The following is an 11,899-nucleotide window of genomic DNA, read 5'->3' as shown; positions in this document are numbered from 1 at the left end:
GTTTTAACCTCTCTCCTACAAGGAGAGAGGCTTTGAAATTAGCCCCCAATCGAGCCTGTAACTTGGGGAAAGCGAAAGGGAAACTCCCTTTCGCCTTTGCCCTTTCTGCAATTTATGCAAGAAGTCTGGTGATTAACCCAACTTGATTTTACTCATCCAGATAAGCGTAGACGGTGAGCAATTGCTGCAATATAGTCAAATGCTCCTCATCAGAAATGATCGGTGGATTCGAGCCTGGTTCGATAATCAGATCTCCAAGGGTGTCTAGCGCACGTCCATTGATTGATTCAATCAATAGTTCAGGCATTGTGACGTTTTCCTCCGCAATGCTTTTGATCGTTGCTGCCGGATTATCTTGTTCTGCGATCGCTCTGAGTACCATTAGCTCATGCTTGGGAAGTTGATCCATGAATTCACTCCATTGGAGTGCGAGATCTTCCTCAGATCTTGCCTGTTCAGGCTTCTGAACCTGAAACTCCGCCCATTCGGGAGGTAATTCCTCGTCAAGTTCTGATTGTGCGTCATAGAGTACCTGTTCAGGCAGTTGCGATAAGAACTCCGCCCATTCAGGAGGTAATTCTTCGTCAGGATTTAGAGGAAGTTCTTCTGTTGGGGAAGGCGAATAGTTGAGTGCCTCTTCTAATTGTCTTCTTTGTTCCTCAAGGGCAATTACTTCCTGCTTGAGTTCTTCTTTGTTGCTTTGTTGCTCAGTAACTTGAGCTTGTAACTGAGCAAATTCGGCTTGCAAAGAATTCAGGTGAGCTTCAGCTTGCTGACTTTCTGCTCTAGCTTGGGAAATGGTTTCATGCCATTGATGATGTTCTGCTTCATACGTCTGAATCTGAGCTTGCAGTCTGTCTGCCTCTGCTTCTAGTTGCTCCCTTTGCTGGTAGAGAGTAGCTAACTCTTGCTCTAGTTGTTCTTTATTGTTTTGTCTTTCTGAGACTTGGCTATGCAACTGGTTAAGCTCGGCATTTAAAGATTCAAGAAGTCCTTCCACCTGCTGCTTTTGTGTCTCAGTAGAGGCGAGAGATTGATAATGCTCACTCGTGCTTTGCTCCAGGGTTTGAATTTGAGCCTGTAAATCGTTTAACTCAATTTCTAGCTGCTGTTTTTGTTCCTGAAGTGTGGTTATTTCCTGAGCGATCGCATCTTGTGCGTCTTTGTTGTTTTGTTGCTCTGTTACTTGAGCTTGCAACTGAGCAAGTTCCGCTTGCAGAGAATTCAGGTGAGCTTCAGCTTGCTGACTTTCTGCTCTAGCTTGGGAAATGGTTTCATGCCATTGATGATGTTCTGCCTCATACGTCTGAATTTGAGCCTGCAGTGAACCTGCATGTGCTTCTAGTTGCTGCCTTTGCTCGTGGAGAGTGACTACCTCTTGCTCTAGTTGTTCTTTGTTGTTTTGCCTCTCTAAGAGTTGGCTTTGCAGTTGGTTAAGCTCGGTATTTAAAGACTCAAGCACTGCTTCCAACTGATGCTGTTCTGTCTCAGTAGACGAGAGAGATTGATAGCGTTCGCTCGTGCTTTGCTCCAGGGTTTGAATTTGAGCCTGTAAATCGTTTAATTCAGTTTCTAGTTGCTGTCTTTGTTCCTGAAGCGTAATTAATTCTTGAGCGATCGCATCTTTTGTACTCTGTTGCTCAGTAACTTGGACTTGTAGCTGCTCTAGCTCTGTTGTTAAAGCGCTGATGCTAGCTTCTAAACCCTGTTTTTGGGCGATTGTCGCGGTTAAAGACTCACTCACCTCACTTCGCTGTTGCTCAAGCTCTTGAATTTGAATCTGAAGGTGGCTTGTGTCTACTTCAAGCTGAGATTTTCTATCCTCTAAAGCCGCTAACTCTCGATTTAGCTCTTCCTGCTGGTTCTCGGTTTGTGCAACTTGGTTTTGTCGTTCGCTGAGTTCTGCTTGTAAGGAACTGAGATGAGCATTTGTTGTCTCTACTGCTACTGTTTTAGCGGTTAAAGACTCATTCAACTCAGTATCCCACCTCTCAAGTGCTTGAACTTGAGTTTGTAGATGATCGAGTTGCTGTGAGAGTTGCTGTTCCTGTTCTAATTCAGTGGCAATTTCTTGAGCTAGTCCTTCCTTTTGCTGAAGTAAAAGAGCCAGTTGAGCCTGTAGCTCACTCAGTTCGGATTGTAAGGAAGTTCTGTTTGCTTCGGTTTGTGCCGTTAAGGTTTGACTCAGTTCACCTTGTTCCTCTTCGAGCGATTGAACTTGGGTTTGGAGATTTTGCGATCGCGTTTCTAATTCCTGTTCCTGTTCTTCTAGCAGGGCAATATTCAAACCGATCGCTTTCTGTTGCTCTAGCTGCTCAGTAATACGGATTTCTAACTGCTCTATTTCAGCTTGTAAAGCGTTTTTATGAGTCTCTGTTGTTTGAAGTTCAGCAGTTTTTGCAGATAAATTTTGATTAAGTTCGGCTTGCTGTTGTTCGAGGGCTTGAACCTGTGTTTGTAGGCTTTGCACTCCCCCTTGTGATGCGTTTCTTTGCTCTTCTAGTGTGGTGATCTCCTGATGTAATTCCCCTTGGCGCTGTCGTTGCTCGGTAACTTGAGCTTGTAGCTGCTCAATTTCAGTTTGTAAAGACGTTTTTTGAGTTTCGGTGCTTTGGAGTTCATTAGCTTTTGTGGTTAAAGATTGATTTAGCTCAATTTCCTGATCTAGAAGAGCTTGAATTTGCGTTTGTAGAGTATCTGAGCGCTCGGTTAGCTGGTACTCAACAGCTTCTAATCCGGCGATGTCTTGAGTGAGTTGTTCCTTCTGCTGAAGTTGCTCTGTAACTTGCGCTTGCAGTGGCGCGAGTTCTATTTGCAACGTCGCTAAGCCTGCTTGGGCTTCCCTTACTTCCGCTTTTGCCGCAGGTAGAAGTTCGTGGAGTTCGATTTGCTGTTCTAAAAGTGTCTGAAGCTCAGTTTGTAGGGTTTGCGCTTCTCCCTCAATCTGTTGCTTTTGCTTGTGAAGACTAGCTAAATCCTGATTTAGTTCATCCCTTTGTTTGTTGAGTTCGGAAACTCTGCCCATTAACTGCCCACGTTCAATTTGTAGAGCATCAATGCTAGCTTCTGCTTCTTTCTTGCTTGCGGCTACCGATGAGAGGGATTGCTGCAACTGGGTTTGATGTCCCTCAAGCTCCTGAATCTGAGCAGATAAAGAGTTTTTATAAAGTTTTTCTCTTTTGGTTCGTTGTTTTTCGGTAACTAAAACTCCAGCAAAGCTAGCTGGAACAGAAATCGCACCCGTAATCAGTGCTTTGTCTATTTTTCCTGAGTTTGCCAACAGTCCAAATACGAAACTGACACCGAAGGCAACTGAACCCAAAAGAATTCGATTGATTAGCATGGTTGGTTGTATAGTACTTGTATTGAGCCAAATCAATTATTCGGGAAGCTAGCTGCACCTTGGCAGAAGTTTGCACCCACTTCGGTAGACAAACTCCTATCTGACTTATTTTGATGACGGTCTTGGTCTGCTCCAATTTCCAAGCCTTTATCCAAATTAGCAGCGTTTTTATTTAGCTGTTGGACTGAAAAACGCTCAAATCGCCTTGGAGAAAGTCAATGAACTGTCGTGCCGTGCGTCCAGAACGCCCATTGTGGCGGGTCGCCCATTGCAGTGCACGATACTTTAATTCTTCTTCGTTTAGGGAAATTCCGGATTGTCTTGCCAGATGTTGAACAATCTTTAAATATGTTTCTTGGTTCGCTGGCTCAAAGGTAAGAGTGAGTCCGAAGCGATCGCTAAATGAAAGCTTCTCCTGAACGGTATCCCAAGCATGAACCTCATCCCCGTCACTCGGACGAGGACGCTCACCAAAAAACTCTCGAATCAAGTGCCGCCGATTGGACGTTGCATAGACGACAACATTTTGCGATCGCGCAGTTACACTCCCTTCCAGCACAACTTTCAACGCCTTAAAAGCGTCGTCATCGTCCTCAAACGAGAGGTCATCGACAAAGATAATAAATTTTTGAGGAACAGCCCGCAATTGCTCGACAATTAGCGGGAGGTCTTTTAAATCAGATTTCGCCACTTCAATCAGCCGCAAACCACGATGACTATATTGTTGTAATAATCCCTTGACAAGAGAAGACTTACCCGACCCGCGACTGCCATAGAGCAACACATGCAACGCTGGATATCCGGCGAGTAAAAACTCTGTATTTTTAACTATAGCCTCTTGCTGAGATTCATATCCTACCAGTTCTGTAAGTTGAATCGGGTCAGGGTAGGTGATGCCAACGAGTTCATCCAACTGCCAGCGCAAGGCACGATATTGAGCGAATACCCCTGTCCCAAATTGTCGGTAGTAAGCGGCTAAATCTTCTATCGCATCTGCCCAGTTGTTGAGATGTTGCAGCTTCTCTCGTAGGGAAGTGTAGTCTTGTACTTCTAAATTCTGCTCCTGATGCCAAGGAGTCGGAGCAATGGGTAGTTGAGAGGCAGCTTGCACCCAGTTGCTAAGTTGTTCACTGCGGCACTGGTAAAGACTTTGTAAGGCTTGTAAATCCTGCACTGCTGCGGCGATGAGGGCAGGCGATAAGTCTTTTACTGGTGCTAACTGAGCTTGTTGGGTAAAGGGATTACTGTTTGTGAGGATTTGAGTTAGCAGATAATCTTGCCAGCTTTGAGAGCGAGCAGCGAGGGCTTTAAACCATCTGCCATAAGCGTAAAGGCAGTTGAGTCCAGCAGGCTCGCTTTTGCATAAAGCTTGCAGGAGGTTAATGAACGCTTCACCCACTTCTCCAGATAGCACAGATTGATAGAGCAACAGCGACGCAGCTTGACGTTGGAGAAATTGAATTGAGGTAGTACCTGGAGTAGCCATGAATTAAGCGTTCAGCACTCAGCGTTCAGCAATCAGCTTAAAGCCAAATAAGCAAAAAGGGCAAAGACTCGCAAGAGAGTCGATGTCTTAAGCTAAGGCATCGACAGCGACAAGCGATCGCATCCTGATTGAATCCATTGAATTGTAGCGTTAGCTTCATTCCCCTTTTTATAGAAATTTCATCCAATTATGTAATTGGAATAAAGTTTTTAAGAGAAGAGTTGTCACCCCTCACTGGGTAGATTACGCTTCAATGAGATACTGTAAGCCACGATCAACTTTAGTTGGACGCTTCAACACAAACGACAATACAATCGTCAGGGCGAATTTTCACATTGCTGCAACGACAACTTAAAAGGAATAACAATGACAAGCAACATCATTAAACATTTTGCTGCTGCAACAGTTGCAGGTGCATTCTTAAGCTTTGCGATCGCTAGTGCAGCTGTAACATTTGCTGTAATATTTAACGCCACATCTGGTCATTCAGTAGACCAGACAGGTGTAACGTCTACACAGCGCTAGGCAATCTATTATTTTTACTCGTTATATGAATGTGACATTCTCCCAACGCTGACCTTTACAAGGTACAGTGCGGCTTTCCAAGATTCCTCATCTTCATGTCGATCTTCGCGCACATTAGATTGAAGAAGGGGCAAGGGGCTTGACGCGATTCAGGTAAAAATGAGGGAGCAAGATGCTCCCTCACCTGAATTTTGGCAAATTTGTGATGCATCCCCTTTAGTAGGTGAGGACTAAGGGCAGTCAAGGCTATAAAGAGGTATTAGCCGCAAAATCAACGAAAATGGCAGAAACTCCTTCTAATTCAGTCAGGCTTTATACCAGATTTATTTCTATCCTAAAAATACTCCAATATATCGGTTATTCTGTTGTCGTTTTCTTCAGTCTCACTTTTGTACTCTTTACGGGGGGCATTCAAAGTTTTTTTCCACCCATCGCCATTGTCTTCGTTCTGCTACAAGCTACACTCGGTTGTCTGATTATCTACGTGATTACCCAAGGATTAATCGCGATCGTTGACCTACTCAGTCGTATCGAACAGAATACAAGGTCTTAGTAAAATCTGTAATAACTTTGTAGGAAAAAAATTACTCCAGGCAAAATTCCTCCTCTGGTTCCTAAACCTAGAGGAAGGAAAAGACAGAAATCGTCTTAGAATAAAAAGCAAGAAGTTACTGAGTCAAAAATGCACTCAGTAACCTTTGCTGTAAGGTGAGGTTTAGAGAGACTTGAAAAGTTTTGAAGCAACACCTAGGAGTTTGAGTGCTTTATCCCAAGTCCTAGCCAACTACTATGCATCTATTTTGCATAAATTGACAATGTAGTCATCAGATCTTAGTTGGGGTTCAGCCACAATAGGCAACTGACCACTAACACAAGCCAGCATTATATATATGCAAGTTGAATGCGCTTCAGCCTAATAACAATTGCTCCTACTCTGTAGCCAGTTGCTCACTTTTCTAGCTGTAACATCCAGGATTGATAAGCGATACAAGCACCATTAAGGTTTTATATACGCTTAGTCACATCGGTTCAGGATTCCTCACCAGATTCTTCTTCCTGCCCGTCAAGTTGTTTTAGGTGAATATGCTTCCGTCCCAGAGTGATTTCAAATTCATCCCCAGGCTGTAAGCTCATCAGTTTAGTGTAAGCAGAGCCAATCAATAGATTACCGTTAGACTGCACACTAATTCGATAACTAGCACTACGTCCTCCACGTCCATTGCCATTGACTTTGCTGTCTAACTCAATTCCCTCAGCATCAATCAGAGCATTGAGGAATTTCATCATGTTGACCCGCTCTACTCCGTTCTTTGTTACGGTGTAGTAGCCACAGGCTCTCGCTTTTTCTTCTTTGCTGAGATTTTCCAGTTCTTTGACTTTCTTAACCAGCGCCTCACCCTCTAAGGGGTCTGTTTTTTTCTTTTTAGCCATCAACTTCTATCTAAAACTAAGGAGTCAGGTGGTAGGGAGCATTTGTGCTGAACTAACCAAAAACTAAGATAACAAAATCTCAGTGTTCTATCAGCACATCAAACTATATTACACGGAGAGTGTCAACTTAGTTAGCTATATTTATTAACTCAAGGTTTGTAACTTAGCGCATCCCTCCTTAGATGAGGTTGGAAGCGATACCTCCAGGGAATGTTCACTGTTTAAAGCCTTGATGTCCTCCAAGAAAAAAGACTGTCTACTCAGACTGACATTGAGGTAGCGATGCATCAAGCTTGAGAATAAATACACAATCGTTAAAGTTGATAGTAAGTAGGTGGGTGAAAATAAATGTTGCTACTTTCCGGGATTGGAGATGAGGACTAGGGGCAGGAATTCTTACTCAATTGCTGATTTCTAGCCCCTAGTCCCAAAAACAGCAAGTTGTCTTTAATTACGCCTATCTACCTACAGTCTTCATTGGACACGGAATAAAACCAGTTGAGTAATTTAACCTGTGTGACCTCAATAAGAACCTAAAAGCAACTACAAGCTTAAGCGTGTCGGCATGAGGAATACCGATACCGACAAAAACAATGTGCTTACTGTACGGAGATTAAACTTAGTATGAAGCTTACAACTCGTGGACACTACAGTGTTAAAGCACTATTAGATCTAAGCCTACAGCGAGGGTTTGGGCCAACATCTGTTAAAGCGATCTCACAACGACAAGATCTACCTGCTCCTTACTTAGAGAAACTACTCATTGAAATGCGTCGGGCTGGGTTAGTGAACTCTGTACGTGGTGCTCAAGGTGGTTACCAATTAGCCCGTGAACCTGCACAAATTTCTCTCGGTCAAATCTTAGAAGCGGTGGGTGAAACAGTTGAGCCATTATCTCACCATACCCCAGACGCTGAACAAGCTGAAGATTGGGTAACATTCACTCTCTGGCATCGACTTCACCAAAAACTAAAAGAAGCGTTGTACAGTATAACTCTTGCTGACCTATACTATGACGCTCGGAGCTGGCAAGCGGCTGTAGGAGAAGAGACAAGCTTTGTTGTTTAGTTGTGCTTCTAACACATCGCACGAAGAGTAAAATCTACCCCAACTTATGACCTCAAGAACTAGACCACTTCTAAAGACGGTAGTAAAGCTCGATACCACCCTGAATTTAGAGTCTCAAGCTTGAAATGCTTGGTTATTTCAGCAATCTCCCTCGACTGAGTCAACAATCGATTTAGTTGCAGTCACTCTTTAAATGTTTAGCAAGCTCTCAACATTAGACTTCTTGCAGAAGTCGGGAATAGGGAACAGGCAACAGAGATTGATAAAACCGAATTCCCCCAATCACCAATCATCAATGACCTGTCCCCAGTTCCCACTTTCAAGATCGATCTAGTTTTCAGGATGGACATACTCGGATCAGGAATATAGATGGATGCGATCGCAATAAATTTAGTTCAAGCGGCTGCCGTTTTGCTATTGGCGGCTGTTCTGGATTATGTTGTTGGTGACCCGTGGGGCTGGCCTCATCCAGTGCGAGTCATGGGTTGGGTGATTGCTCATTTTACAACCTTTGCTCTCAAGCAATTTAGCCGTCAGTCGGAACGTCGATGTGCTGGTATCGTGTTAAGCGTTGGACTCATTATTAGTAGTGGAATTACAGGATGGCTAATTGTTCGCGGAGCAAGTTGGATTCATCCACTACTGGGTGTTGTGGTAGAAGCTATTTTACTTGCTAGCTGTTTTGCCGCTCGAAGTCTACGAACAGCCGCCATTGATGTTTTACAACCCTTAACAGCAGATCAATTAACTCAAGCGCGTTCTAAATTGAGTCAATATGTTGGTCGAGATACAGAAAAGCTGACAGAACCAGAAATCCTTCGGGCTGTCTTAGAGACAGTTACAGAGAATGCTACAGATGGAGTAACAGCTCCTCTGTTTTATGCAATTGTTGGGGCATTTCTGCCTGGGGTTGGTAGCGTTCCTCTCGCCCTTGGTTACAAAGCTGCAAGTACCTTGGATTCAATGGTTGGCTATCGGCAAGAGCCTTATACAGATTTAGGCTGGTTCAGTGCCCAGTTAGAAGACGTCCTGACTTGGTTACCCTGTCGGCTGACTGTGATTACTCTGGCACTTTTGTCGGGGAAATCTCAAGAGGTTTGGTATCTGTGTCAGCGCGATGCTATTAAAGATCCCAGTCCTAACTCCGGCTGGAGCGAGTGCGCTTATGCTGCAATCTTAGGAGTTCAAGTCGGAGGGACAAATTGGTATCAGGGTATTGCTAAGCACAAGCCACTTCTAGGTGAGCCAGTTTACCCAATTACATCTGCGAAAATATACGAAGCTCTGAGGCTAACAAGGTATTGCTTTTTGCTGTGGTTGGGGATTGCGATCGCTTTTTTGAGCTTACCCGCTTTCGGAGTAATCATAAAAATGTTGAGGCTAGCCTAAGACTCTCTGCTCCAAAACACTGTTTTATTATTTACATCCTAGCTAAAGAGAACAGGAAGTAGAGAAAGTTTACTTTTGCATAATTAGTTCAATCTAGGGCGATAAGTCTTAATTACGACAAGCAAAACAACCTTGATTCTCATATGCAACAAAGTACTGATAGATCTGAAAAGAAAACGATACGTGAGGGGTTTTTATATAGCTTCGCCCTTTATCTGTCCAGTTTCCTGATTATTGAAGCTGTTTCTAGCTGACTAAATTCACCCAAATGGGTGAATCAATCAGGCGAGGTTATAAGGAAAGAAAAAAGCTTACCTTAAAAGAAGTAAATGCTCTCATGACTTCTCGATCAAATCTGGAATTCACTACGAGAGTTTTGAAGTTACTTTCAGGGTGAGTTTCTCACCAACACGCCCTAGAAATTACTACCTTACTAATCGGACAAAATCATCATGGAAACGCTTGCATACACTCATTTAACTGCTACCTACGAAGAACCAACTGACCTCAAAACTCGGAATTTTGAGCTGAAATTATTTAAAAACCTAAACCGTAGTAAGCTACCTGCCAAAGCGAGTATGCGCTTTCTCTCACTTACCCTGGCTTTAATCGTTATGGGTATCAGCAGCAGTGCGTTTGCCCTTGAAAGAGGTAACAGTGGCTCTCAAGTCTCCACTCTTCAGAGAAATCTCACTATTGCAGGTTACTACAAGGGCCCAGTAACTGGATTTTATGGCTCATTAACTCAAGATGCTGTCACCCGGTTTCAGCGTGCGAATGGACTGACACCAGATGGTATTGCAGGTTCTAGAACATTAGCCTCCTTAGAAGGTCGTGGTGGACCGATTACGGGGGGCGGTTTTTCTAATGTCACATTAAAACGAGGCAACAGTGGTACCTCTGTAACCCGTCTTCAGAAAGCTTTGACCAACTACGGCTATTACAATGGACCCATTACTGGCTACTTTGGTAAATTAACCGAGTCAGCCGTTATCAAATTTCAGCGAGCCAATGGATTAGTGGCTGACGGTATTGTTGGACAAAGAACTAAATCAGCACTAGCCGCAGACTAATTCAGGTCTACCTAATGTCAATTTGTTTAGTCAACACTGCACTCACGCTCCCCCTTTGGGTGCAGGGGAGCGATCGCAGAAACTATTCAAAACAGCCTGTAATAAGCAAAAATAATGCCAGTTGTGGAACCGTTAGTAGATAGTAATTGGTATATCTTTTTAGTTCGCGAAGGTAGAGTTCGGGGTTGTCATTAGAGAATATTTAGAGGCGTACACTCATACGCCTGTTTGGCTTCTCAAGACATTACACTAAGCAAGAAAAAGCGCTCCTTCAAAGGAGCGCCGGACAACCACATTACAAACCTGAAACTTTAGCTGATTTTGACCTTAGCCCTGAATTGAAGGAGCGGTCAAAGCGACTGGCACGACTTCACCCGATGCTAGGTCAAGTGGAAAGTTGTGAGCATTACGCTCATGCATCACTTCCATTCCCAAATTTGCACGGTTCAGCACATCAGCCCAAGTCGCAATTACACGACCTTGAGAGTCAATGATTGACTGATTGAAGTTAAAGCCATTTAAGTTGAATGCCATCGTACTGATGCCTAAAGCGGTGAACCAGATACCAATCACAGGCCAAGCGGCTAAGACGAAGTGCAAGGAACGGGAATTTCTGAAGCTGACATATTGCCAGAATAGCCGTCCTAAGTAACCATGAGCCGCCACAATGTTGTAGGTTTCTTCTTCTTGACCGAACCTGTAGCCGTAGTTCGCTGATTCGTTATCGCTTGTCTCACGTACTAAGGTAGAGGTCACTAAAGAACCGTGCATTGCAGAGATTAAGGCTCCACCAAATACACCCGCAACACCTAGCTGATGAAAGGGGTGCATCAGGATGTTGTGTTCAGCCTGGAACACGAACATGAAGTTGAAGGTGCCACTAATGCCTAGAGGCATACCATCTGAGAAACTGCCTTGACCGATGGGATAAATCAAGAGCACTGCCGTCGCCGCTGCTACAGGCGCAGAGTAAGCCACTGCAATCCAAGGGCGCATTCCTAAGCGGTAGGAGAGTTCCCACTCTCGACCCATGTAGCAGAAGACACCAATGAGGAAGTGGAAGATAACAAGTTGGTAGGGGCCGCCATTATACAGCCACTCATCTAGGGAAGCTGCTTCCCAGATGGGGTAGAAGTGCAAGCCGATCGCATTGCTAGAAGGGACAACTGCACCAGAGATAATGTTGTTGCCGTAGAGTAGTGAGCCAGCTACGGGTTCGCGAATACCATCAATGTCAACAGGGGGCGCAGCGATGAAGGCAATGATGAAGCAGGTGGTAGCAGCCAGCAGGGTAGGAATCATCAACACGCCAAACCAGCCTACATAGAGGCGATTATCGGTTGAGGTGACCCAGTTGCAAAAGCGTTCCCACAGATTGGCGCTACGCTGTCTCTGTAAAGTAGTGGTCATAATTCCAATGATTTGATTGCAATAGTTGTTTGCGAATCGGTTGTTGTTTTTGTTTAGTTAACAACCTTGATTAGAGAGTAATAAAGATTCATTAAGCCTGTCAGTTACTAAAAGTTAGTAAAGGTTAGGACTTAAAGTTAGTTGTTAAGAATTACTAGGTATTTATCGTTATCT

At 44.0% G+C, this 11,899-nt stretch carries 9 protein-coding genes; 5 read left to right on the top strand and 4 right to left on the bottom strand.

From position 1 onward, the window contains the following. Window positions 1–148: 148 nt before the first annotated feature. Both H6F98_RS17255 and H6F98_RS17250 read right to left on the bottom strand, forming a co-directional pair. Window positions 149–3,343, bottom strand: a complete 3,195-nt coding sequence (locus H6F98_RS17255) for a tellurite resistance TerB C-terminal domain-containing protein (RefSeq protein WP_192219938.1) — start codon at window positions 3,341–3,343, stop codon at window positions 149–151. Between the two features lie 172 nt (window positions 3,344–3,515). Further along, window positions 3,516–4,829, bottom strand: coding sequence for an ATP-binding protein (locus H6F98_RS17250; protein ID WP_192219937.1), 1,314 nt, complete (start codon window positions 4,827–4,829; stop codon window positions 3,516–3,518). A gap of 366 nt (window positions 4,830–5,195) precedes the next feature. Between H6F98_RS17250 and H6F98_RS17245 the strand changes: the two genes are divergently transcribed. Together H6F98_RS17245 and H6F98_RS17240 are read left to right on the top strand one after the other, a co-directional pair. After that, complete coding sequence (locus H6F98_RS17245; protein ID WP_192219936.1) at window positions 5,196–5,354, top strand: hypothetical protein; 159 nt, start codon at window positions 5,196–5,198, stop codon at window positions 5,352–5,354. A gap of 280 nt (window positions 5,355–5,634) precedes the next feature. Then, window positions 5,635–5,907: a hypothetical protein gene (locus H6F98_RS17240; protein ID WP_192219935.1), complete on the top strand. Its 273-nt coding sequence runs from the start codon at window positions 5,635–5,637 to the stop codon at window positions 5,905–5,907. Window positions 5,908–6,383: 476 nt separating this feature from the next. On the opposite strand, the gene H6F98_RS17235 is transcribed toward H6F98_RS17240, so the two are convergent. After that, window positions 6,384–6,785: an AbrB family transcriptional regulator gene (locus H6F98_RS17235; protein WP_192219934.1), complete on the bottom strand. Its 402-nt coding sequence runs from the start codon at window positions 6,783–6,785 to the stop codon at window positions 6,384–6,386. A gap of 624 nt (window positions 6,786–7,409) precedes the next feature. On the opposite strand from H6F98_RS17235, the gene H6F98_RS17230 reads away from it, so the two are divergent. The 3 genes from H6F98_RS17230 to H6F98_RS17220 all read left to right on the top strand — a co-directional run bounded on the left by H6F98_RS17230 (window position 7,410) and on the right by H6F98_RS17220 (window position 10,315). Next, window positions 7,410–7,853, top strand: coding sequence for an Rrf2 family transcriptional regulator (locus tag H6F98_RS17230; protein WP_192219933.1), 444 nt, complete (start codon window positions 7,410–7,412; stop codon window positions 7,851–7,853). A 369-nt stretch (window positions 7,854–8,222) separates the two neighbouring features. Then, window positions 8,223–9,242, top strand: a complete 1,020-nt coding sequence (cbiB, locus tag H6F98_RS17225; protein WP_192219932.1) for an adenosylcobinamide-phosphate synthase CbiB — start codon at window positions 8,223–8,225, stop codon at window positions 9,240–9,242. Between the two features lie 452 nt (window positions 9,243–9,694). Next, entirely contained in the window at window positions 9,695–10,315 is a 621-nt protein-coding gene (locus H6F98_RS17220; RefSeq protein ID WP_192219931.1) for a peptidoglycan-binding protein, read from the top strand. Window positions 10,316–10,642: 327 nt separating this feature from the next. Here H6F98_RS17220 and psbA read toward each other — a convergent pair whose 3' ends face one another. After that, window positions 10,643–11,725 carry a photosystem II q(b) protein gene (gene psbA / locus H6F98_RS17215; RefSeq protein ID WP_192219930.1) on the bottom strand — a complete coding sequence of 361 codons (1,083 nt, stop codon included), beginning with the start codon at window positions 11,723–11,725 and terminating at the stop codon, window positions 10,643–10,645. Window positions 11,726–11,899 lie beyond the last annotated feature (174 nt).

This window comes from Microcoleus sp. FACHB-SPT15 (assembly GCF_014849525.1).
Classification (GTDB): domain Bacteria; phylum Cyanobacteriota; class Cyanobacteriia; order Cyanobacteriales; family Coleofasciculaceae; genus Symplocastrum; species Symplocastrum torsivum.
Note: the sequence above shows the minus strand (reverse complement) of the source record. Positions and strands in the feature narration are given on the sequence as shown.